Genomic DNA, 22,011 nt, shown 5'->3' with positions numbered 1-22,011 from the left:
CGACGCACTTCCACCTCATCAAGGACGGGACACACCATGACGGACACCGCCACCGAGCAGGCCACGGCCTCCGCATCAGGGAACGCGGCCACCGAGCAGTTCCGCAGCAAGCAGCGCGCCGGGGCGCCGGTCGCCGACACCGGTCGCGTGAACACGCTCGTCTCCGAACTCCTGGGCGCCACCCACGACATCATCCGCCGCCACAAGGTGACCTACGCCGAGTACGACGCGCTGAAGTCGTGGCTGATCCAGGTCGGCGAGGACGGCGAGTGGCCACTGTTCCTCGACGTGTGGGTCGAGCACGTCGTCGAGGAGGTCGCGAACGAGGAGCGGGAGGGCACCAAGGGCACCATCGAGGGCCCCTACTACGTTCCCGACGCGCCGGAGCTGCCCGCCGAGGCCACCCTGCCGATGCGCGAGGACGAGGGCGGAACGCCCCTGCTGTTCCAGGGCCAGGTCCGCACCGTGGACGGCACGCCGCTGGCGGGCGCCACCGTCGAGATGTGGCACGCCGACGACGACGGCTTCTACTCCCAGTTCGCTCCCGGCCTGCCGGAGTGGAACCTGCGCGGCACGGTCGTCGCGGACGACCAGGGCAACTTCAAGATCCACACGGTGCAGCCGGCCCCGTACCAGATCCCGACGGACGGCTCCTGCGGCAAGCTCATCTCCGCCGCGGGCTGGCACGCCTGGCGGCCGGCCCACCTCCACCTCAAGGTGTCGGCCCCCGGCCACCACCTCATCACCACCCAGCTGTACTTCGACGGCGGCGAGCACGTGTCCGACGACATCGCCTCCGCCGTCAAGCCCGAGCTGATCCTCGATCCGACGCCGGTCGCCGCGGGCGACGGGCGCGAGGTGACGTACGACTTCGTTCTCGACAAGGCGTGATGCACTGTGTTGTTCGCTGTACGTATGGATGTCGACATCCCGCGCGACCTCGCGCCGGAGGAGCGCGCCGACCTGGTGGCCCGGGAGAAGGCCTACTGCCAGGAGCTGCAGAAGTCCGGTGAGTGGGTGCACATCTGGCGGTGTGTCGGCCAGTACTCCAACCTCAGTGTCTTCGACGTCGCCGACAACGAGGCGCTGCACGGCATCCTGTGGGGCCTGCCGCTGTTCCCCTTCATGTCCATCGAGGTGACACCGCTCGCCCAGCATCCGTCGGACCTCGCCGCCGGGACCCCGGGGCGATGACGACAAGCACCGCCGCGTTGCCGCACCACGAGGTGAGCGGCCCGGCCGACGGGCCGCCGCTCATCCTCGGCCCGTCCCTGGGTACGTCCACGGCGGTCTGGTCCGACCAAGTCCCGGTCCTGGCACGGGACTTCCGCACGATCTCCTACGACCTGCCGGGGCACGGCGGCTCCCCCACCGGCATCCTTCCGGAGGCGAGGGACGGCGTGGGGGCGCACGGCACAACGGTCGCCGACCTGGCCGCTCTCGTCCTCTCCCTTGCGGACCACTTCGGCCTGGACCGGTTCCACTACGCGGGCATCTCGCTGGGCGGAGCCGTCGGGGCCCACCTCGCCGCGCACCACCCGGACCGCGTCGCGTCCCTGGCCCTGGTCTGCTCCTCGGCACACTTCGGGCCGCCGGGGCCCTGGCACGAGCGGGCCCGCCTCGTCCGCGACCAGGGCACGGCTCCGCTCCTTGCGAGCTCTCCGGGCCGCTGGTTCGGCGACGAGGCCTTCGCCGCCACCGACACCGGCCGCCACCTGCTCGACACCCTCGCGGCGACGGACCCGGAGGGTTACGCGGCCTGCTGCGACGCCCTGGCCACCTACGACCTGCGGCACCGCCTCGCGGACATCACCGCGCCGACCCTGGTCGTGGGCGGGTCCCAGGACGTGGCGACACCACTCCCCCACGCCCGCGAGCTCGCGGCCGGGATCCCCCGGGCCCGACTTGAGGTGCTGGAGTGCGGCCATCTGGCCGCGGAGGCGGGCGCGCCGCTGCTGGAGGCGGTGAGGGGGCACCTGGTGAGCGCACTCGACCGCTGAAATATGATCACGCCATGCCCCGCCGCGATCGAGACGGAGGTCGAGGCATGAAGATCTCGCAGCGAGCGCAGAACGTCGCCCCGTTCTACGCGATGGAGTTCAGCAAGCAGGCGGCGGCGCTGGAGGCCGAGGGCCACCACGTCGTCAAACTCAGCATCGGAGAACCGGACTTCGGGGCGCCTCCCGCGGTGCGGGAGGCGATGCGCGAGGCCATGGACGGACGGCCGCTGTCCTACACGGCGGCGCTTGGCCTGCCCGCGCTCAGGGAGGCCATCGCCCGCTTCTACCGCGAACGCCACCACGTCGAGGTCGACCCGTCCCGCGTCGTCGTGACCGCCGGTGCCTCCGCCGCGCTGGTGCTGGCCACCGCGGCCCTCGTCGACACCGGCGACGAGGTGCTCATCGGGGACCCCTCGTACCCGTGCAACCGGCAGATCGTCGAGAGCTTCGGCGCGCACGTCACCCTCGTACCCACCACCGCGGACACCCGCTTCCAGCTGGACGCGGCATCGGTGCGGGAGCACTGGACGGACCGGACGTCGGGCGTCATGGTCGCCACGCCGTCGAACCCGACCGGGACCTCAGTGCCGATCGACGAGTTGGACGCGATCTGCCGATTCGCACGCGAGCGCGACGCGTGGCGGCTCGTCGACGAGATCTACCTCGACCTCAGCGACCACGACGAGCACGGTCGGCCGCCGCGCAGCGCGCTGTCGGTCGACCCCGACGCCATCGTCATCAACAGCTTCTCGAAGTACTTCGGCATGACCGGCTGGCGGCTCGGCTGGTGCATCGCGCCGAAAACGCTGGTCCCCGCGATGGAGCGGCTCGCCCAGAACTACTTCCTGTGCGCCTCGGCCCCCGCCCAGCAGGCCGCTCTGGAGTGCTTCACCCAGGCGTCCCTCGCGGTCTGCGAGGAGCGCCGCGCCGAGTTCGCCGAGCGGCGCGCGCTCGTCCTCGACGGCCTGCACCGGATCGGCCTGCCCGTCCCCGTCCCGCCCGACGGCGCCTTCTACGTCTACTTCGACGTCGGCGGCACCGGTCTCACCTCCTGGCAGTTCTGCGAACGGGCCCTGCGGGAGGCGCACGTGGCCCTCACCCCGGGCCGCGACTTCGGAACGCACACGGCGGACACGCACGTACGGCTGTCGTACGCGGCGTCGGCGGATGAGCTCCGCGAGGGCATCGAGCGGTTGGGCAAGTTCGTCGACACGCTGCGGTGATCGGGCATTGCCGCAGCGTCCGCGCCCGCGCCCGGTAAACAAATGTTCCCCCGCAATACCCTTATAGGGTTCGATCATGAGCGAAAGCACATCTCCGGAGGCCGCCGGGTACGACCGTGCGGCAGTGCGCGGTGAGCGCCTGAAGGAGCGCATCTACGCTTCTTTGACCCTGCTCGCCGTACTGGTGGGCCTCGCGCAGGGCGGGCACAGCACCCACACGGGGGCGACGGTGGCGGTGGCGGCCACCGCGCTCGGCCTGTGGCTGGCGACCCTGGTCGCGGACATGCAGGCCCACCCGGTCGTGCACGGCAGCCGCCCCACCCTGCACGAGATCCGGCACGAGCTGTTCACCAGCAGCCCCCTGCTGACCAGTGCCATCGGGCCGCTGCTGCTGATCGGCACATCCGCCCTGGGAGCCGTGGGCCTCACGACCGCGCTGTGGATCGCCGCCGGCAGTGAGGTCGCCACGCTGGCCCTGTGGGGGTTCGTCGGTGGGCGCCGGGCCGGAGCCGGGGCCCTGCACGCCACGGTGACCTCGGCGCTCAACGCCGCGATCGGCCTGGGCGTGGTCTCCGTCAAACTGCTCGCCGGTCACTGACCTTCGCGCCCAGGCGGCCCGCTCAGAGCGGATACGTGACGACCTCCGAGAAGCTCATGCTGAGCGCGCCCGGTGCGACGAAGTTGGCGATGTCCTCGGCGCCCGCCTGGCCGGCCGGTGTGGCGAGCGCGGCGAGCGCCTCCTCCTTGGAGTCCCAGTCGAGCGCGGCCACCAGGAAGTGCGGCGGCCGCGAGCCGTCGGGCATCTCGGCCACGCTCCACTGGAAGGACCGCAGCCCCAGCATCTGCGAAGCCATCGGGGCGTGCACCTCCCGGTAGTGCTTCAGGAACTTCTCCGGGTCGGCGGGGTGATCGTAGATGACGGTCATCCGGTACATCGGTCGGCCTCCTCGTGGCACGGTCCGCTCAGGTCGAGGGCCGTGTCGCCCGGCCCTCCCGCACCACTGTCACCTTCCCCGGCCGCGCCAGACCAGTCCGGCTGATCCTTGCCTCCCACTTCTGCCGGCTTCTGCCTGGTTCTGCCTACTTCTGCGAACCGTCCTGACCCTTGTCCTGGTCCATTCCGAGATGCTTCCTGGCCTGCTCCTGGGCGGAGTCGACCTGGGAGCTGTACTTGCCCTGGGTCTTCTTGTCCACGGCATCACCCGCCATGTCGATCCCCTTGCCGGCCTGGGTCTCGTGCCCCTTGAGCATCTGCTTGATCTTGTCCAGAGCGGACATGGCAACCTCCTCGTGGGCCTCTACTGCCATGTCCAGGATCGCCCCTGAGGCCGCTGCGCGCATGCGCGCGCACCAGCGGGGCGGGCCGGCTCCTACGACTCGGGAGCGGCCCCGAAGAAGCGCGGGACACTCAAAACCAAGTGCCCGGGACCCGTCGGCGGCGGCACACTGCCGCCATGGATCATGTGAGGACCGCCGAGCGACTGGTACGCGACCGCTTTCCCGACGCCCGCGCCGCCTTCCTGGCGGGCAGCGTCCTGACCGCACGTCGCACGCCGCGCTCCGACTTGGACATCGTGGTCCTACTGTCCGGCCCGCCCGCGCCCTACCGCGAGAGTCTCTTGCGCGACGGGTGGCCGGTGGAACTGTTCGTGCAGACCGAGGCCGACTGGCACCGCTTCGTCGAGCGCGAGACCGCGGAGCGTCGCTCCCCGCTCCTGGCCATGTGCGCGGAGGGGCTGCTGTTGTCCGACGCGGACGGGATCGGCGCGGCGCTGCAGGCGGAGGCCCGGCGGCGGTGGGCGGCCGGTCCCCCGCCGGTCTCAGAGAGTGAACTGGAAGACAGGCGCTACGCCCTGACCGACACCCTCGACGACCTCGAAGGCTGCGCCGATCCCTTGGAACGCACCTACCTCGTCGCGCACCTGTTGGGTCGCGCCTCGGAGCTCGCGCTGCTCGCGGGCGGACACTGGCTCGGCAGCGGCAAGTGGCTGTCGCGACGGCTCGCGGACGCGGACGCGGGACTGCACAAGCGGCTGACGGCCGGCGCGGCGGCGGCCGTGTCCGGCGCCGACGACGGCGTGGAGCGCTTCGCCGATGGGGTGCGCGCGGTCCTGGAGGCGGCGGGAGGAACGTACTGGGCGGGGTACCGCCGCGGCTGAGTTTCCCCGGCCCTCACCACCATCGCCATATCGGTCATACTCGATGAAACGCTCACAACGTCGCAGATCGAGGAGTCCGTCATCACCATCACAGGACCCGTACGCGCCACGGCAGTTGACCGGGCTCACGACCTCTCCCGGCCGTGGCACGGCGTGCTGGCCGCCGTCACCGCCGCGGCACTGGTCACGCAGCTCGTGCTCGTGTTCAGCGGTCAGTCCGCCGCCGGGGCCGGGGACACCGCGGGGGATCACGCCGATGTCCTGACCCGGCTGGTGCGCATGTTCAGCTACTTCACGATCCAGAGCAATGTTCTGGTGCTGGTCTGCGCCGCGTCGTTGGTGCTTCGCCCAGCGCGGGACGGGGCGTTGTGGCGCGTGTTGCGACTGGACGCGCTACTGGGGATCACCATCACCGGCCTGGTGTACGCGATCGTCCTGGCGCCGCAGATCCACCTCGAAGGGGTCCCGATGTGGGCCACCGTGGGGCTGCACTACGTCGCGCCACCCCTGACCGTCCTGGGTTGGCTGTTGTTCGGGCCGCGCGCGCGGATCGACGCGGCGACGGCGCGGCGGGCGTTCGTGTGGCCGGTGCTGTGGATCGCGTACACGCTGGTCCACGGTGCGGTCACGGACTGGTATCCGTATCCGTTCCTCGACGTGCAAGTACGCGGGTACGGTACGGCCTTGCGCAACATCGCCGGAGTGCTGGTGCTCGCGGGCGTGCTGCTGTGCCTGTACGTGTGGATCGACCGGCGGATCACGCGGCGCCTCAAGCGGCCGCTGCCACTTGCCAGTTGATATCGGGACGTCAGCGTGCCGGAACCTCGGCCCACACGCAGTGTCCGCTCGCGAGCCTCCGGCTGCCCCACGCCCCACCGGCGAGCCGGTCCACCATCAGCAGGCCACGGCCCCGCTCGACGGAGTTCGGCGCGGAAGAGGTGCGCCGCAGGACGGCCGCGGGCAGGCCGGGGCCCCAGTCGAGGACCTCGACGCACAGCGTGCGGCTTACGGTGAGGCGCAACTGGTAGGGGCCGCGGGCGTGTTCGCAGGCGTTGGCGACGAATTCGCCGGCGACGAGGACGGCCGCGTCGACGGCGCGCGGGTCGACGGCGTACCCGTCGAGCGCCCGCCGCACCCGCTCGCGTGCCTGCGCGGCGGCGAGTTCGACCGACTGGTTCCAGGTCAGCAACGGGCGGGAGCGTTCCGCGTATGCGGGCAGCGTCTGCCGACCGTCCGCGGTGCTCTGCTCGCTCGACCCGTTCGCGCGGTAGACGTACATGACGGTTCCTCCGGATCGGTACGTGAGGGTGGCGCCCTCCCCGTGGCATTCGGCGCGACCGTGCAAGCGGCTTGGAATACGGCGCGCGACCGCTGCGCGTTCAGTGGGGGCTCCCGGGAGCAGGAACCCCCGGAACCCCCTGTCGTCACGACCCCGCCGCGTGAAAGGATGCGCGGGCACAACTCCGACACAGCACGCCCGCTGGAGGCCCGCATGCGTAGGAGGACGGGCGGGCTGATCACGACCGGTGACGGAACCGTGGTGATGCTCGCCGAAGAGCGCCCCGGCGCCGACGGTCAGTGGCGGATCACCGCCCGCACCCAGGCCGGCAGGCAGATCGCCGAGGTCCGGTTCCGGCTGTGCGAGGACTGCGCGGTCGGGCGGTTGCAGGCGATCTGGGTCGACGAGTCGTGGCGCCGCGAGGGGATCGGCCATGAGTTGCTGCGCGGCGCGATCGCCGTCGGTGACGGCTCCCGCTGGACCACCACGCTGCAGTCGTCCATGGGCCGCTGCTTCTTCGTCGCCACGGGCGCCACTGAGGGTGTGGAGCTGCTGCACGGACGGCCACTGTGCCCGCACATGATGGGGCGGTGGGGCCGGGCCTGGGCGAGACGGGCGGCGGCCTGAGCCGGTCGCCGTCGACTCCCGATCTCCCTGGCATGGACCGACACCCCCTGGGTACGCGGGGCGCCATCCGCCCGCACTCCAGAGGGGACTTCGACCATGCACGAGAACTCCATCCCGCAGAACGGCCACTCCCCCGCGCAGCAGGCGCTCAGCGCCCTCAGCCTCAATACGGAGGACCAGGGCGCGCTCGACGCACTCGCCGGCTGCGAGGTCCTCGTACCCGTGCCCGACGAGACGGGCGAGGAGCAGGATTCGGCCTCTCCCGCGCTGTCCCTGCCGGTCATCGAGCAGCCCGGCGGCGAGCAGCTCGTCCCGTTGTTCACGTCCGAGCTGCGCATGTCGGAACTGCTTCCGTTCATCTCGCGCTGCACACCGGTACCGCTGGGCGCACTCGCCTCGCGCTGGCCGACGGAGCTGTCGATGACGATCGACGCGGGTTCGCCCGACGCCCTGACGCTCAACGGAGAGGGCGTCCGGGAGCTGCTCGGCCACCGGGCCTGAGCCGGGCCGGAGCCCCGTCGTGCCACGAGCACCGCGTCACCACCCGGTGAGCACCAGGTGGTTCACGAGCAGGGCGAGTGCCACCTGTGCGGCGAGCCACGGCCTCGCCCGGGGGAGGAACGCGCAGGCGGGGACAAGCCACATCGCGAAGGGCAGCCAGATGCGTTCGGTCTCCGCCTTGCTCATGCCGGACAGGTCGGCGGCGAGCAGGGCGACGAGCGCGGCCGTCGCGAGGAGCGCGAGCCGGGCCCGGTCGCTCCCTCTGTCGTCCGGCCGGATCAACTGTCCGATGCCGTCCCGCCGGATCAACTGTCCGACCGCCCGCCGCAGCCCCGCCACCGTCGCCACACCGACGACCAGGACCGTGCACGCGAGGTTGGCCCACACCCAGTAGCCGTACGGCCGGATGCCGCCGGCGCCCTGGTAGTAGCGGGTCGTCAGCAGGTGGTACGCCTCCCACCAGTTGAACCCGGCGAGCGTGAACGCGGCCGGCACGACGACGAACCCGGCGCAGAACAGCCCCGCGAGCGACAGCGGCCGCTCCCGCACCCTCCCCCGCCCGAGGAACAGCACGGCCAGGGCGATGACCGCGAACAGCGTGAGCCCGTACGAGAGGTAGCAGGTCAGCCCGAACAGCAGCCCGGATCCCGCCGCCCACCAGAGCGAGCGCCCGCTGACCGCGAGCGCGAGGAGGGCCACCGCCCACGCCGCGACGGCGGCGAAGTACACGTCGGCCGAGACACCCATCCACACGGCGCCCGGCACGACGACCAGGAACGGGGCGGCGCGGCGCGCGAGTTCCTCCCCGGCGAGCGCGCGCACGGCGACGAGCACGGCCACGCACGCCGTCGCGCCGACGGTGATGCACCACAGGGCCGCCCATCCGCCGCCGCCGAGCCCGATGCGGTCGAGAAGGACGAAGGTGAGCGGGGCGGCGGGTGGGTGTCCGGCGGTGTGGGCGGGCCAGTGGTCGGGCGAGTCGATGAGGATGTGATGTGTGTAATCGCGCAGGGTGGCCGGGATGTCGTGGAAGCGGTCGATGACCTGTAGGTACTCGTACTTCGTGGTGAGTCGCTTCGCGATGCCGCGGTGCCAGCCGTCGATCAGGGCGAGGGAGAGGATCCAGGCGGTCGCGGTGGCCCAGGCGGAGGCGAGCAGGGCGCGCCAGCGGAGCCGGGCCGCGAGCACGGGGCCGTACACGACGATGGCGGCGGCCACCACGAGGGCGGCGGGTGTGCCGGGGCCGAGGTGCGGGAGCCACTTTCCGTACAGCGGGGGCGCGCCGACGTGCAGGGTGCCGTAGGTGTCCTCGATGTGGCGGCCGACGAGCGCGGCGGTCAGCACGAGGAGGAGCGCGGCCGCGGCGGCGTACAGGTCGCGTCGTGCGGAGGATCGGTCGGTGCGGGGGGTCACACCGGAACGTTAGGCCGCGAGGCGTCCCGCACTGCGCCGACCGGCCCTGATGTCAGCGTTTCGTCATGAGTCGTGCACACGGATTCACCCGGGTCGCGGCCTACGGTCGAGACATGCGCTCCACCCCCGCCTCGCCCTCCTTCTGGCGCAGCCCGCTGCGCGGCCCCTGGTTCACCTCCGTGCTGGGTCTGGTGCTGCTCGTCGGCATCACCGTGCTGTTCGTGACGGGCCTCGTCTCGTACGCGGCGTACAACCCGGGCCTGTCCCCGCTCAATGACAAGACGCCCGACAAGGGGATCCTCGGCTTCTACCTCTTCGCCTGGCCGACCGACCCGCACTGGCTGTACCGGCTCACGCAGGGCGTGCATGTCACGCTCGGCATCACACTGATCCCCGTACTGCTGGCGAAGTTGTGGTCGGTGGTGCCGAAGCTGTTCACGCTGCCGCCGGTCCGCTCGGTGACACACGCGCTCGAACGTGTCTCGCTGTTGCTGCTGGTCGGCGGCGGACTCTTCGAGTTCGTCACGGGGGTGCTGAATGTGCAGCTCGACTATCTCTTCCCCGGCTCGTTCTATCCGCTGCACTTCTACGGGGCGTGGGTGTTCTTCGCCGCGTTCGTGGCGCATGCGGTGCTGAAGGTTCCGGCGGCGATGCGCAATGTGCGTCGTGCACGCGAGGAGGGCGAGTTGGTGGCTCCGCGACCGGATCCGCCGACGGTTTCGCGGCGGGGTGCGTTGTGGTTCGTCGGCGGCGGGTCGCTGCTGTTGTTCGGTACGACGGCGGGGCAGAGCTTCGACGGTCCGGCGCGCCGCACCGCGCTGCTCGCCCCGCACGGCGGCGCCGACCCGGCCGAGGGCCCGAACGGCTTCCAGATCAACAAGACCGCCGCCTACGCGGGGATCGAGCGCGCGGAGACGGCCGAGGACGCGTGGCGTCTTGTCATCGTCGGACGGGCAGGCCGCACACTCCGCCTCAGCCGCGCCGAACTGTCCCAACTCCCTTTGCACAGCTCGGCGTTGCCCATCGCCTGCGTCGAGGGCTGGTCGACCTCCGACCAGTGGTGGCGCGGTGTGCGGCTGCGCGACCTCGCGGCACTGGTGGGCCACGAAGCCGATCCGCCGGATGTGCTCGTCGAGTCACTGCAACGGCGCGGCGCCTTCCGGCACGCCGCGCTGCGCGCCAACCAGGTCGCCGATCCGGGCTCACTGCTCGCCCTGTACGTCAACGGGGAGGCGCTCTCCCCCGATCACGGTTACCCGGCGCGCGTGATCGTGCCCGCCGCGCCGGGCGTGCTCAACACCAAGTGGGTCGCACGGCTCACCTTCGGAAAGGTGTGACCGTGATGTCACTCTTGCGTCGCAGCCGGTCGGGCATCCCACTGGGCAGTCCGCTTCAACTGCTGTTGCTGCTCTGCTCGTTCGCGCTCGCCGGGTACGCGGGCGTGCGTCTATTGGCCGACGACTGGTTCGGGGTGGCGCTGTGGTTGGTGGGCGCCGCCCTGGTGCACGATCTCGTGCTGGTGCCGCTGTACGCGGGTGTGGACCGGCTGCTCGTGCGCGGGTTCGCGGCGGCCGGGCGGCGGGAGCGGGTGGGGTACGTGCGGGTTCCCGCCGCCCTGTCGGGGCTGCTGCTGCTCGTCTGGTTCCCGCTGATCAGCGGGGTGGTGGACGAGCGGTACCGGTCGGCGACCGGTCGCTCCGCCGATGTGTACCTCGGTCACTGGCTGCTGGTCACGGCTGCGTTGTTCGCGGGGTCCGCGCTGCTGTTCGCGGTGCGGGTACGCAGCGCGGCGAAGCAGCGGCCGCCCACGGACCACTGATCGATGGGGCGCAGGCCGGCCCCGGCCGCGTACCGGAGCAGGGCCGGGGTGCCGAGCCGGGCCCACGGGAAGTGGTGGCCCCCGGTCTGTCCCGGCTGCTGGGCCTGTCCCGGTGAGTCGGTGACCTGCACGCTGGCGCGTTCGTCCACGTCGACGGGTGCCGACTCGGCCACCAACAGGCCGCCGGGGGCGAGGAGTTGAGCGAGGCGGGTGAGCAGGGTGTGCGGTTCGCCGCCGATGCCGATGTTGCCGTCCATCAGCAGCACGGTGTTCCAGCGGCCCTCGCCGGGCAGCGGGTCGAACACCGAGCGGCACAGCGCCTGGCCGCCGAGGCCCCGGCTGTGGGCGACGGCGGCGTCGCTGACGTCGACGCCGAGCGCGGTGCGCCCACGTGCGGCGAGTTCCGCGACGAGCCGTCCGGGCCCGCAACCGACGTCGAGCACGGCGCCCTCGCAGCGATCGAGCACCTGCCGGTCGACGGCGTCGGCCCGCGCACACCAGCGTTCGACCTCGAGTGGCAGCAGCCAGCCGTCGGCACGGCGCAGGAAGAGGGGGCCGCGCCCGGAGCGCAGGGCGGCGGAGTACGGGTCGGCGCCCGCCCAAGGGGCGGCGGGCGCGCTCACGGAGGGGCTCATGCGCGCTCTCACTGGTGCACCCCCGTCGTACATCGCGCCAGGCGTGCGGCGAACCGGCCGTGCGGCGCCTCGGCGGCCACGGCGGCGGCGTCCTCGGCGGTGTCCACGTCGCGCAGCGGCGGCAGGTCACGCACTCGCAGGCCCGCCTCGACGAGCCGGGCGCGCTGTGCGGCGCCGGTGTACGCCGTGGACATGGGCACGCCGCGCAGCAGCCCCGGGTCGGGGTCGGCCAGGCCGAGGGCCCAGAAGCCGCCATCCAGCGCCGGGCCGAACCAGGCGTCGCAGTCGGCGAAGTCGACGGTGAGCAGACCGGGGTCGACCTGCGGGGTGTCCATGCCGACGAGGAGCGCGGGCCCGGAGCACCCGGCGAAGGCGGCCGCGAGGCGTTCGTCGAGGCCGCCCGCGCACTGCGGCACGACTTCGAAGCCGGGTGGCAGCCAGGGCCCGGGCTCCCCGTCGAGGACGAGGACGCGGCGGGCGGCCGGGGCCAGGGCGACCGCGTCCAGGGTGTCGGCGAGCGCGGCCTCGGCGAGGTCCGCCGCCTCCTGGGGTGTGAACGGCGGGGTGAGGCGGGTCTTGACCCGGCCGGGGCGCGGCTCCTTGGCGATGACCAGAAGGTCGTAGGGGGCACTCACCGGACGCTCCCTTCCCGTTCTTCCCGTTCGGGCGTCTCGCCCAGTACCCGGCTCATGTCGCGCACCGCCTGCCAGGTGCCGCGCCAGGTGCCGGTCACCTTGGAGGCGCCGGTGCGCGGCAGGTACGGCACGTCGTGCTCGGCGATCCGCCAGCCGGCGTCGGCGGCGCGCACCACCATCTGCAGGGGGTAGCCGCTGCGCCGGTCGGTGAGGTCGAGTCCGAGCAGCGCCTCGCGGCGTGCGGCGCGCAGCGGCCCGAGGTCGTGCAGGCGCAGGCCGGTCCTGCGGCGCAGCATGCGGGCGAGCGCGAGGTTGCCCGCGCGGGCGTGCGCGGGCCAGGCGCCGCGCGCCGTCGGGCGGCGCCGTCCGAGGACCAGGTCGGCCTCGCTGTCGGCCACTTCGCGTACGAAGGGGACGAGCAGGCCGGGGTCGAGGGAGGCGTCGCAGTCGCAGAAGCAGACGATGTCGGCGTCGGACGCGGTCAGGCCCGCGTGGCAGGCGGCGCCGAATCCGCGCCGTTCCTCGCGCACGACCTGGGCGCCCAGGGAGCGGGCGATCCCGGCGGAGCCGTCGGTGGAGCCGTTGTCGACGACGAGGGCTCGCCAGTGCGGCGGGATCCGATCGAGGACCCAGGGCAGGGCCTCGGCCTCGTTGAGACAGGGAAGGACCACGTCGACGGTGGTGGGTGGGCTTGTCACAGGTCCCACCCTACGATCCCGATTCCGACATTTCGGGTGCTAGATCCTTACGAAACACGGACGTCGACCGCTCGGGCCCGGCCGGGACGCCTCGGATGCCCGGCGCGGTGCGAGGCTGGTGACATGCAGCAGCCATACGAGCCCACGGGTCCGGCCCCCGACGACGGCGCGAGCCGCGTCCTCGTCGTCGACGACGACCCCACCGTCGCCGAGGTGGTGGCGGGATACCTGGACCGCGCCGGCTACCGGGTGGACCGCGCAGGCGACGGCCCCGCGGCTCTGGCACGGGCCGCCGCGCACCGGCCCGACCTGGTGGTGCTCGACCTGATGCTGCCCGGCATGGACGGCCTGGAGGTGTGCCGCCGAATGCGTGAACGCGACCCCGTCCCGGTCATCATGCTGACCGCGCGCGGCGACGAGGACGACCGGATCCTCGGCCTGGAGGTCGGCGCGGACGACTACGTGACGAAGCCGTTCAGCCCGCGCGAGCTGGTACTGCGCGTGGAGTCGGTACTGCGCCGCGCCCGCCCCGCCACCGCCCGGCAGAGTCCGCTGCGCGCGGCGGGCCTCACGGTCGACCCGGCGGCGCGCCGGGTCACGCGGGACGGCGTCGAACTCGCCCTGACACTGCGCGAGTTCGACCTCCTGGCCTTCTTCCTGCGCCATCCGGGGCGGGCGTACGGCCGGGAGGACCTGATGCGCGAGGTGTGGGGGTGGGAGTTCGGCGACCTGTCGACGGTCACGGTCCACATCCGCCGGCTGCGCGGCAAGGTCGAGGACGATCCGGCGCGCCCGCGCCTGATCCAGACGGTGTGGGGCGTGGGCTACCGCTTCGAGCCGGTGGACCAGGTGGTCTGAGTGACCGTGCACGACATCCTCCTCATGGCCCTGTACGCCTTCGCGGGCGCGGCCGCCACGGGCCTTGCCGGGGCGGGTGCGCTGCGGCTGCTGCGGCGGCACTCGCTGACCGCTTCGCTCGCCGTGGTCGCCACGGTCGGCGTGGTGGCGACACTGGCGGGAACGCTCGCCGTGGCCTGGGCGATGTTCCTCTCCCCGCACGACCTGACCGTGGTGACGCTGGTGGTGGCGATGGCGGCGGCCGTCTCGCTCGTGACCGCGCTCGTCCTCGGCCGCTGGGTGGTGGCCCGAAGCCGTGAACTGGCCGTCGCCGCGCGCTCGTTCGGCGACGGCGGCGACTTCGCCGCGCCCGCCGCTCCGGCCACCGCCGAGTTGGAGGAGCTCAGCCGGGAGCTGGCGGCGACCAGTGCCAAGCTCGCCGCCTCCCGGGAGCGCGAGCGGGCCCTGGAGACCTCGCGGCGCGAGCTGGTCGCCTGGATCTCGCACGATCTGCGCACCCCGCTCGCGGGTCTGCGCGCCATGGCGGAAGCCCTTGAGGATGGCGTGGCCGCCGACCCGGACCGCTATCTGCGCCAGATGCGCACGGACGTCGAGCGGCTCAACGACATGGTGGGCGACCTCTTCGAGCTGTCCCGCATCCACGCGGGCGCCCTGCCGCTCGCGCCGGCCAGGATGTCCCTGTACGACCTGGTCAGCGACGCGCTGGCGGGCGCGGACCCACTCGCCCGCGAGCACGGAGTGCTGCTCGTTGGCGAGGAGGTGGAGCCGGTGCCGGTGGAGGTCGACGGCAAGGAGATGAGCCGGGTCCTGGGCAATCTCCTCGTCAACGCGATCCGGCGCACCCCTGCGGACGGCACGGTCGCCGTCGCCGCGCACCGCTCGCCGGAGGGTGTGGTGGTGTCGGTGTCGGACGCCTGCGGCGGCATCCCCGAGGAGGATCTTCCGCGCGTCTTCGACACCGGCTGGCGCGGCACCCACGCCCGTACACCCCCGGCGGGCGCGGGCCTGGGCCTCGCGATCGTGCGCGGCATCGTGGAGGCGCACGAAGGCCGGGCCACGGTCCGCAACATCCCGGGTGGCTGCCGCTTCGAGGTCACACTGCCGAGCACCTCCGCGCCGTTATGACCGCCGGGGGCGTGGCCTGGAACCCACCTCTGACTGGAACCCACCCCCGTCTGGAACCTCACTTGACTTAGACAAAGTCCAAGATAGGATTCGAAGCATTCCGGGTCGCGCTCCCGGCCACAGGAGCAGGCCCCGGCACTACGTAAGGAGCCAGCCTTGCCCGAGAACAACCAGAAGCCGCTGACCACGGTCGCGGGAGCACCGGTTGCGGACAACCAGAACTCCATGACCTCCGGGCCGCGCGGCCCGATGCTGCTGCAGGACGTGTGGTTCCTGGAGAAGCTCGCCCACTTCGACCGCGAGGTCATCCCCGAGCGCCGTATGCACGCCAAGGGCTCCGGCGCGTTCGGCACCTTCACGGTCACGCACGACATCACGCGGTACACGACCGCGAAGATCTTCTCCGAGGTCGGCAAGAAGACCGACATGTTCGCCCGGTTCTCCACCGTCGCCGGTGAGCGCGGCGCGGCCGACGCCGAGCGCGACATCCGCGGTTTCGCCCTGAAGTTCTACACGGACGAGGGCAACTGGGACCTGGTCGGCAACAACACCCCGGTGTTCTTCTTCCGCGACCCTCTGAAGTTCCCCGACCTGAACCACGCGGTGAAGCGCGACCCGCGCACGAACATGCGCGACCCCGAGAACAACTGGGACTTCTGGACCAACCTCCCCGAGGCCCTGCACCAGGTCACCATCGTGATGTCGGAGCGCGGCATCCCCGCCTCGTACCGGCACATGCACGGCTTCGGCTCGCACACGTACAGCCTGATCAACGCCGAGGGCGAGCGGTTCTGGGTGAAGTTCCACCACCGCACCCAGCAGGGCATCAAGAACCTGACCGACGCCGAGGCGGAGGCCCTGGTCGGCAAGGACCGCGAGTCCCACCAGCGCGACCTCTTCGACGCGATCGAGAACGGCGACTTCCCGAAGTGGAAGCTGTTCATCCAGGTCATGCCGGAGGCCGACGCGGAGAACTACCGCTTCCACCCCTTCGACCTCACGAAGGTCTGGTCGAAGAAGGACTACCCGCTGATCGAGGTGGGCGAGTGGGAGCTCAACCACAACCCCGACAACTACTTCGCGGACGTGGAGCAGGCCGCCTTCACCCCGGCCAACGTGGTGCCGGGCATCAGCTACTCGCCCGACAAGATGCTCCAGGGCCGACTGTTCTCCTACGGCGACGCGCAGCGCTACCGGCTCGGTGTCAACCACCACCAGATCCCGGTCAACGCGCCGAAGAACCCGGTGAACTCCTACCATCGCGACGGCGCCATGCGCGTCGACGGCAACCAGGGGGCCACGCCCGGCATCGAGCCCAACTCGTACGGCCGCTGGCGCGAGCAGCCCGCCTACCGCGAGCCGAGCCAGGCCGTGGGCGCCGTCGCCGACCGGTTCAACTTCCGCGAGGACGACGACAACTATTTCGAGCAGCCCCGCAACCTGTTCCGGCTGATGAGCGCCGAGCAGCAGCAGGTCCTGTTCGCGAACACGGCGCGCGCGATCGACGGCGCGTCGCAGGCGACCGTCGAGCGGCACATCGCCAACTGCACGCAGGCCGACCCGGCCTACGGCGAGGGCGTCCGCAAGGCGATCGAGGCCCTGGCCGCGGGCGAGCTCTGATCGCCTGCGCAGGAAGCCCGGCGTGCGGAACACTCCGCACGCCGGGCCCGGCACACTCATCCCGTACGTCCCTCAGGAGTGGTACGTGTGAACAGCGGCGCACTGACGCCCGAGCAGACGGAGCGGGTGGTCGCCCTCGCCCAGGACCTGGCGCGCGAGGGCAGCACGGCCGAACTCGTGGAGTTCGTGGAGCACGGTCTGCCCGTGGACGTGACCGACGCGCAGCACAACAGCCTGCTGATGCTGGCCGCCTACCACGCTCACGCCGACACGGTGCGCGCCCTGCTCCGGCTCGGCGCCGACCCGGACCTGCGCAACGCCCGCGACCAGTCACCCGTCGCCGGGGCCCTGTTCAAGGGCGCGGACGACGTGGTCGCGGTGCTGCTCGAAGCCGGCGCGGACCTCGACGTCGGCACCCCGACGGCGCGCACCGCGGCGACGATGTTCGGGCGCGAGCACCTGCTGAGCCGCTGAGCACATTACTGGCCCGCCGGTCGGCGCTCACCGTTCCATCGCGGCGCGCGCGAACTCCCGTACTCCGTCGGCGAATTGCACCTCGGGCTTCCATCCGAGCTCGGCACGGAGCCGCGCCGAGTCCGCGGTGATGTGCCGGACGTCGCCGAGCCGGTACTCCCCCGTCACGACGGGCTCGGGCCCGCCGTACGCCGCCGCGAGCGCCGACGCCATCTCGCCGACGGTGTGCGGTGTGCCGCTGCCCGTGTTGTAGGCGCGCAGCGCGCCCGGCTCGGCGTCGGCCTCAAGCGCCACCGCGTTGGCCTCGGCCACGTCCCGTACGTGCACGAAGTCACGCCGCTGGCTGCCGTCCTCGAAGACGCGGGGGGCCTCGCCGCGGGCGAGCGCGGAGCGGAAGAAGGAGGCGACACCGGCGTACGGGGTGTCGCGGGGCATCCGGGGCCCGTACACGTTGTGGTAGCGCAGCGAGAGCGCCGTCCCACCGCTCGCCCGCGCCCAGGCGGCGGCCAGGTGTTCCTGCGCGAGCTTGGTCGCGGCGTACACGTTGCGCGGGTCGACGGGGGCTTCCTCGCCCACGAGGCCGGGCGCCAACTCGGCTCCGCAGTCGGGGCACTTGGGCTCGAACCGCCCCGCGTCCAGGTCGGCGGCGTCGCGCGGTCCGGGCCGTACGACCCCGTGCCGCGCGCAGGCGTAGCGCCCTTCCCCGTAGACGACCATCGACCCGGCGAGCACGAGCCGCGACACACCGGCCTCGGCCATGGCGGCGAGCAGCACGGCCGTGCCGAGGTCGTTGCGGGAGACATACTCGGCGGCGTCGGCGACCCCGTTGCCCAGACCCACCCTGGCCGCTTGGTGACACACCGCGTCGACACCCGCCAGGGCGCGGGCGACCGCGTCGGGGTCGCGCACATCGGCGTCGGGGTCCTCCCGTACGTCGAACACGACGGGGTCGTGCCCGCGCGCGGTCAGCGCCTCGACGACATGGGACCCGATGAACCCGGCACCGCCGGTGACCAGAACTCGCATGCCGCCACGTTAGATCCCTCGGCCCCGCACACCTCGGCAACGGGCCGATGTGTCACGACTCCGTAAGACTCCCGGCGCCGTATGCGCCGATGCCCATCAGGATGAGGTCGATACCTGCGAGGAACTGTTCTCGGTCGTCGTGCTCGGGCAGTTCCGCCGCCACCTGTCGCAGGAACGGGTGGCGCGCGGCGTCGAGTTCCGTCCACCGTGCGGCGATCCCGCCGAGGAACGTCGAACGGTCGGTCCCCACAGGGAGCGGGAGGCGGGCGTTCGCGGCGTTCTGGGCGGCGGCCCCGAGGACGTAATTCAGCAGCGCGGACGCGGAGTTGAGCTGCTCGGACCGCGGAACGCCCAGTTCCTGGAGCCGGCCTCCCAGGCCCTCGAAGATCTGCAGCAGCGCGGACCCCCACGGCTCGCGGGAGAGCTGGGTCCCCACCCACGGATGCACGTCGATCGCGTCGAAGACGCCGAGCGCCAGGGCCCGGATTCCCTCCCGCGGTTCCTCGCCGCGGCCCACGTCCGTCACGACGCGCGTGACGACTCCGTCGGTGGCCGCCGCGAGCAGCTCGTCCTTGTTCGCGACGTGCCAGTAGATCGCTCCGGCGCCGGTCGCGAGCCGCGCCGCGAGGGTGCGGAAGGTGAGCCCCTTCTCGCCCTCGGTGTCGAGAATCCCGATCGCCGCCTCGACGATCCGCTCCTTGGAGAGCGCGTCGGTGCGCCGCTCTGCCCGCTGTGCCCTGGTCGCCATGCGTCCCATTTTGACACGACTGGAACATTGTTCCAAACTGGCATTGGAACGACGTTCCAGTCGCTCCTTGAATCCCGATGAACCCTCTTCCCGGACGGAGCAAGATCATGAAAACCACCACACCCACCACACCCACCACCATCGTCGGCGCGGGCCTCGGCGGACTCGTCCTCGCCCGTGATCTGCACGTTCACGGCATCCCGGCGACCGTCTACGAAGCCGATCCCTCGCCGGACTCCCGCACGCAGGGCGGCCAGCTCGACATACACGAGGCCGACGGGCAGGCGGCCCTCGCGGCGGCCGGGCTCACCGAGGAGTTCCGCGCGATCATCCACGAGGGCGCCGAGGCGCTGCGCGTGCTCGACCAGCACGGCAAGGTGCTGCTCGACGAGCCCGACGACGGCAGCGCGAAGCGCCCCGAGGTGCTCCGCGGCGACCTGCGCCGGATCCTGCTCGACTCGCTGCCCGAGGGCACGGTCCAGTGGGGACGGAAGATCACCGGCGTCCACCCGCTCGGCGACGGCCGCCACGAGCTGGCCTTCGCCGACGGTTCGACCGTCACCACCGGCCTCCTCGTCGGCGCCGACGGCGCCTGGTCCAAGGTCCGCCCCCTGGTCTCGGACGCCACCCCCGCCTACACCGGCACGACGTTCGTCGAGACCTACCTGTACGACGTCGACGAGCGGCACGAGGCCGCCGCCGGGGCGGTCGGCTCCGGCGCCCTGCTCGCCCCCTCCCCCGGCAAGGGCATCAACGCGCACCGCGAGGCCGGCGGCATCATCCACACGTACGTCCAACTGGCCCGCTCCGCCGACTGGTTCGCCGACATCGACTTCACGGACGCCGCCGCGGCCAAGGCCCGCATCGCGGCCGAATTCGAAGGCTGGGCACCGGAGTTGACGGCGCTGATCACGGACGGCGCGGCCGCCCCGGCCGCGCGCATGATCCACACGCTGCCCGACGGACACCGCTGGGACCGCGTGCCGGGCGTGACGCTCCTGGGCGACGCCGCGCACCTGATGCCGCCGTCCGGCGACGGCGCCAACCTGGCGATGTTCGACGGCGCCGAACTCGGCGCCGCGATCGCCGCACACCCCGGCGACGTCGAGGCGGCGCTCGCGGCTTACGAAGAGGCGATGTTCGCCCGCACCTCCGGCTTCTACGAGGACGCGCGTGAGATTTTGGACCTCTGCCTCGGCGACCGAGCCCCGTACGCGCTCGTCGACTTCTTCACCAGCGCCGGTGGGCCCGGAACCGGTGAGAAGGAGACGGCATACGACGCCGCGCGAGCCTGACCCCGGCGAAGCCCACCGAAGGGCGCCGGCGATGCTCCTCCCCACAGGTCCGGCGACGCCCCTGACCCCCGCGCCATGCGTGCGCCGCCCATGGTGCGGCGGCGGCCTTGGCGGGACAATGTGCCGGAACCGACCCTCTCCGGGACGGACCCGGCAGACTCGTCGAAGGCGGCGCCCGTGAACGACGACGGCTATTACGACCTGGGATCCTTCCACCGCGATATCACCACGGGGTCACCCGAGGCGCAACGGTGGTTCGACCGGGGCCTGTTGTGGGTGTACGGCTTCCACCACGAGGCGGCCGCCGACTGCTTCGAGCGGGCCATCGAGGCCGACGAGCAGTGCGCCATGGCCCACTGGGGCCTCGCCTACGCGCTCGGGCCGAACTACAACAAGCCGTGGGAGGCGTTCGACGAGCGTGATCTGACGTCGACCGTCGAGCGCACGCATCACGCCGTCCAGCGCGCCACGCTCGCCGCCGCACGCGCCACACCCGTCGAACAGGCGCTGATCGACGCCCTCGCGTCCCGCTACCCGTCGGCCGGTCCCGCGCCCGACCAGTCCGTGTGGAACGAGGAGTACGCGCAGGCCATGGGCAAGGTCTACGCGAACCATCGGGAGGACCCGGATGTCGCGACGCTGTACGCCGACGCCCTGATGAACCTCACGCCCTGGCAGCTGTGGGATCTGCCCACCGGCCGCCCCGCCGAGGGCGCCCGCACCGTCGAGGCCCGGGAAGCTCTCGAACGCGCGCTGGCACGGCCCGACGGCCGCGACCATCCCGGCCTGCTGCACCTCTACATCCACCTCATGGAGATGTCACCGACGCCCGAGCAGGCGCTCCCCGTCGCCGACCGGCTCCGGGGCCTGGTGCCCGACTCGGGCCATCTGCACCACATGCCCACGCACATCGACGTGCTGTGCGGCGACTACCGGCGCACCATCGCGGCCAACACCCGCGCCATCGAGGCGGACGAGCTGGCGCTGGCCCGCGACGGTGCGATGAACTTCTACACGCTCTACCGCTGCCACAACCTCCACTTCCGGCTCTACGCCGCGATGTTCGCGGGCCAGGCGGAGGTGGCTCTCGACTCCGTGGACCGGCTCGAGGCGGCGGTCCCCGAGGAGCTGATGCGCGTCGACTCCCCGCCCATGGCCGACTGGCTCGAGGGCTTCCTGGGCATGCGGGTGCACGCCCTGGTGCGCTTCGGCCGCTGGCAGGACCTCATCGACCTGCCGCTGCCCCACGACCCGGATCTGTACTGCGTGACGACGGCGATGACCCACTACGGCCGGGGCCTCGCCCTCGCCGCGACGGGCCGTACACGGGAGGCGGCGGCCGAACGCGCGCGCTTCACGGCGGCCGTCGAGCGGGTGCCCGAATCCCGCACCGTCTACAACAACACGTGCCTCGACCTCCTCGCCATCGCCGCGGCGATGCTCGACGGCGAACTCGCCTACCGGCGCGGCGACTTCGACCAGGCATTTACGGACCTCCGCCGCGCCATCCACCTCGACGACACCCTCCCCTACGACGAGCCGTGGGGCTGGATGCAGCCGACCCGCCACGCGTACGGGGCGCTGCTCCTGGAGCGGGGCAGGGTCACGGAGGCCGCCGCCGTCTACGCCGCCGACCTGGGCCTCGACGACACCCTCCCCCGCTCGCTGCGCCACCCCAACAACGTCTGGGCCCTGCACGGGTACCACGAGTGCCTGCTCCGGCTCGGCCGCACCGCGGAGGCCCGGATCATCGCCCCGCAGCTGACGACGGCGCTCGCGGTGGCGGACGTCCCGATCCGCTCGTCGTGCTACTGCCGCCTGGACCCGGCGAGCCCCGGGGAGAACGACGACTGCTGCTCAGGCTCCGCATAGCGAC

At 72.0% G+C, this 22,011-nt stretch carries 26 protein-coding genes; 17 read left to right on the top strand and 9 right to left on the bottom strand.

Annotated features, from left to right (window positions below):
* Nucleotides 1-36: 36 nt before the first annotated feature.
* The 5 genes from catA to ACWD2L_RS04260 all read left to right on the top strand — a co-directional run bounded on the left by catA (nt 37) and on the right by ACWD2L_RS04260 (nt 3,821).
* Entirely contained in the window at nt 37-891 is an 855-nt protein-coding gene (gene catA / locus ACWD2L_RS04280; protein ID WP_351330744.1) for a catechol 1,2-dioxygenase, read from the top strand.
* Between the two features lie 24 nt (nt 892-915).
* The gene (locus tag ACWD2L_RS04275) at nt 916-1,194 is read left to right on the top strand and encodes a muconolactone Delta-isomerase family protein (RefSeq protein ID WP_451187186.1); all 279 of its coding nucleotides are present in this window, start codon (nt 916-918) and stop codon (nt 1,192-1,194) included.
* Nucleotides 1,191-2,000, top strand: coding sequence for an alpha/beta fold hydrolase (locus tag ACWD2L_RS04270; RefSeq protein ID WP_351330748.1), 810 nt, complete (start codon nt 1,191-1,193; stop codon nt 1,998-2,000). The genes ACWD2L_RS04275 and ACWD2L_RS04270 overlap by 4 nt, the downstream gene beginning before the upstream one ends.
* A gap of 47 nt (nt 2,001-2,047) precedes the next feature.
* Nucleotides 2,048-3,223, top strand: coding sequence for a pyridoxal phosphate-dependent aminotransferase (locus tag ACWD2L_RS04265; protein WP_351330750.1), 1,176 nt, complete (start codon nt 2,048-2,050; stop codon nt 3,221-3,223).
* 76 nt (nt 3,224-3,299) lie between these two features.
* Entirely contained in the window at nt 3,300-3,821 is a 522-nt protein-coding gene (locus ACWD2L_RS04260; protein ID WP_351330751.1) for a hypothetical protein, read from the top strand.
* Between the two features lie 22 nt (nt 3,822-3,843).
* On the opposite strand, the gene ACWD2L_RS04255 is transcribed toward ACWD2L_RS04260, so the two are convergent.
* Together ACWD2L_RS04255 and ACWD2L_RS04250 are read right to left on the bottom strand one after the other, a co-directional pair.
* Nucleotides 3,844-4,158 carry an EthD family reductase gene (locus ACWD2L_RS04255; RefSeq protein ID WP_351330753.1) on the bottom strand — a complete coding sequence of 105 codons (315 nt, stop codon included), beginning with the start codon at nt 4,156-4,158 and terminating at the stop codon, nt 3,844-3,846.
* 145 nt (nt 4,159-4,303) lie between these two features.
* Nucleotides 4,304-4,501 (bottom strand): antitoxin, encoded by a 198-nt coding sequence (locus ACWD2L_RS04250; protein ID WP_351330754.1) that lies wholly within the window; start codon nt 4,499-4,501, stop codon nt 4,304-4,306.
* A gap of 176 nt (nt 4,502-4,677) precedes the next feature.
* Here ACWD2L_RS04250 and ACWD2L_RS04245 point away from each other — a divergent pair, with 176 nt between their 5' ends.
* Both ACWD2L_RS04245 and ACWD2L_RS04240 read left to right on the top strand, forming a co-directional pair.
* Nucleotides 4,678-5,382, top strand: coding sequence for a nucleotidyltransferase domain-containing protein (locus ACWD2L_RS04245; protein ID WP_351330756.1), 705 nt, complete (start codon nt 4,678-4,680; stop codon nt 5,380-5,382).
* A gap of 153 nt (nt 5,383-5,535) precedes the next feature.
* A complete protein-coding gene (locus ACWD2L_RS04240) occupies nt 5,536-6,180 on the top strand; it encodes a Pr6Pr family membrane protein (RefSeq protein WP_351330758.1) in 645 nt (214 codons plus the stop codon).
* Between the two features lie 10 nt (nt 6,181-6,190).
* Here ACWD2L_RS04240 and ACWD2L_RS04235 read toward each other — a convergent pair whose 3' ends face one another.
* Nucleotides 6,191-6,661, bottom strand: coding sequence for an ATP-binding protein (locus ACWD2L_RS04235; RefSeq protein WP_351330759.1), 471 nt, complete (start codon nt 6,659-6,661; stop codon nt 6,191-6,193).
* 213 nt (nt 6,662-6,874) lie between these two features.
* Between ACWD2L_RS04235 and ACWD2L_RS04230 the strand changes: the two genes are divergently transcribed.
* Nucleotides 6,875-7,288, top strand: coding sequence for a hypothetical protein (locus ACWD2L_RS04230; RefSeq protein WP_351330761.1), 414 nt, complete (start codon nt 6,875-6,877; stop codon nt 7,286-7,288).
* A gap of 96 nt (nt 7,289-7,384) precedes the next feature.
* Nucleotides 7,385-7,789, top strand: coding sequence for an SseB family protein (locus ACWD2L_RS04225; protein ID WP_351330763.1), 405 nt, complete (start codon nt 7,385-7,387; stop codon nt 7,787-7,789).
* Between the two features lie 36 nt (nt 7,790-7,825).
* Here the strand turns inward: ACWD2L_RS04225 and ACWD2L_RS04220 are convergent, their stop codons facing one another.
* Complete coding sequence (locus tag ACWD2L_RS04220; protein WP_351330764.1) at nt 7,826-9,202, bottom strand: hypothetical protein; 1,377 nt, start codon at nt 9,200-9,202, stop codon at nt 7,826-7,828.
* Nucleotides 9,203-9,315: 113 nt separating this feature from the next.
* Here ACWD2L_RS04220 and ACWD2L_RS04215 point away from each other — a divergent pair, with 113 nt between their 5' ends.
* Both ACWD2L_RS04215 and ACWD2L_RS04210 read left to right on the top strand, forming a co-directional pair.
* Nucleotides 9,316-10,539, top strand: a complete 1,224-nt coding sequence (locus tag ACWD2L_RS04215) for a molybdopterin-dependent oxidoreductase (RefSeq protein WP_351330766.1) — start codon at nt 9,316-9,318, stop codon at nt 10,537-10,539.
* 5 nt (nt 10,540-10,544) lie between these two features.
* Complete coding sequence (locus ACWD2L_RS04210) at nt 10,545-11,021, top strand: hypothetical protein (protein WP_351330768.1); 477 nt, start codon at nt 10,545-10,547, stop codon at nt 11,019-11,021.
* Here the strand turns inward: ACWD2L_RS04210 and ACWD2L_RS04205 are convergent.
* The 3 genes from ACWD2L_RS04205 to ACWD2L_RS04195 are packed head-to-tail and all read right to left on the bottom strand — an operon-like array spanning nt 10,919 to nt 12,989.
* Nucleotides 10,919-11,656 (bottom strand): class I SAM-dependent methyltransferase, encoded by a 738-nt coding sequence (locus tag ACWD2L_RS04205; RefSeq protein ID WP_351330770.1) that lies wholly within the window; start codon nt 11,654-11,656, stop codon nt 10,919-10,921. The two genes, ACWD2L_RS04210 and ACWD2L_RS04205, sit on opposite strands and share 103 nt — an antisense overlap.
* A gap of 8 nt (nt 11,657-11,664) precedes the next feature.
* Entirely contained in the window at nt 11,665-12,291 is a 627-nt protein-coding gene (locus ACWD2L_RS04200; RefSeq protein ID WP_351330771.1) for a TIGR04282 family arsenosugar biosynthesis glycosyltransferase, read from the bottom strand.
* Nucleotides 12,288-12,989, bottom strand: coding sequence for a glycosyltransferase family 2 protein (locus ACWD2L_RS04195; protein ID WP_351330773.1), 702 nt, complete (start codon nt 12,987-12,989; stop codon nt 12,288-12,290). Before ACWD2L_RS04195 ends, ACWD2L_RS04200 begins: the two co-directional genes overlap by 4 nt.
* Before the next feature lie 123 nt (nt 12,990-13,112).
* Between ACWD2L_RS04195 and ACWD2L_RS04190 the strand changes: the two genes are divergently transcribed.
* The 4 genes from ACWD2L_RS04190 to ACWD2L_RS04175 all read left to right on the top strand — a co-directional run bounded on the left by ACWD2L_RS04190 (nt 13,113) and on the right by ACWD2L_RS04175 (nt 17,066).
* Nucleotides 13,113-13,847: a response regulator transcription factor gene (locus ACWD2L_RS04190; RefSeq protein ID WP_351330775.1), complete on the top strand. Its 735-nt coding sequence runs from the start codon at nt 13,113-13,115 to the stop codon at nt 13,845-13,847.
* Between the two features lie 6 nt (nt 13,848-13,853).
* Entirely contained in the window at nt 13,854-14,972 is a 1,119-nt protein-coding gene (locus ACWD2L_RS04185; RefSeq protein WP_351330958.1) for a sensor histidine kinase, read from the top strand.
* Between the two features lie 156 nt (nt 14,973-15,128).
* Nucleotides 15,129-16,592 (top strand): catalase, encoded by a 1,464-nt coding sequence (locus ACWD2L_RS04180; RefSeq protein ID WP_351330777.1) that lies wholly within the window; start codon nt 15,129-15,131, stop codon nt 16,590-16,592.
* 87 nt (nt 16,593-16,679) lie between these two features.
* Nucleotides 16,680-17,066 (top strand): ankyrin repeat domain-containing protein, encoded by a 387-nt coding sequence (locus tag ACWD2L_RS04175; protein WP_451187181.1) that lies wholly within the window; start codon nt 16,680-16,682, stop codon nt 17,064-17,066.
* 27 nt (nt 17,067-17,093) lie between these two features.
* Here the strand turns inward: ACWD2L_RS04175 and ACWD2L_RS04170 are convergent, their stop codons facing one another.
* Nucleotides 17,094-18,092 (bottom strand): NAD-dependent epimerase/dehydratase family protein, encoded by a 999-nt coding sequence (locus tag ACWD2L_RS04170; RefSeq protein WP_351330781.1) that lies wholly within the window; start codon nt 18,090-18,092, stop codon nt 17,094-17,096.
* A gap of 52 nt (nt 18,093-18,144) precedes the next feature.
* Nucleotides 18,145-18,840, bottom strand: coding sequence for a TetR/AcrR family transcriptional regulator (locus ACWD2L_RS04165; protein ID WP_351330783.1), 696 nt, complete (start codon nt 18,838-18,840; stop codon nt 18,145-18,147).
* A gap of 107 nt (nt 18,841-18,947) precedes the next feature.
* Between ACWD2L_RS04165 and ACWD2L_RS04160 the strand changes: the two genes are divergently transcribed.
* Nucleotides 18,948-20,135 carry an FAD-dependent oxidoreductase gene (locus ACWD2L_RS04160; RefSeq protein ID WP_351330785.1) on the top strand — a complete coding sequence of 396 codons (1,188 nt, stop codon included), beginning with the start codon at nt 18,948-18,950 and terminating at the stop codon, nt 20,133-20,135.
* Between the two features lie 177 nt (nt 20,136-20,312).
* Entirely contained in the window at nt 20,313-22,007 is a 1,695-nt protein-coding gene (locus tag ACWD2L_RS04155; RefSeq protein ID WP_351330959.1) for a tetratricopeptide repeat protein, read from the top strand.
* Nucleotides 22,008-22,011 lie beyond the last annotated feature (4 nt).

Source organism: Streptomyces sp. NPDC002754, assembly GCF_053592315.1.
This window is presented reverse-complemented; position numbering and strand designations above follow the sequence as displayed.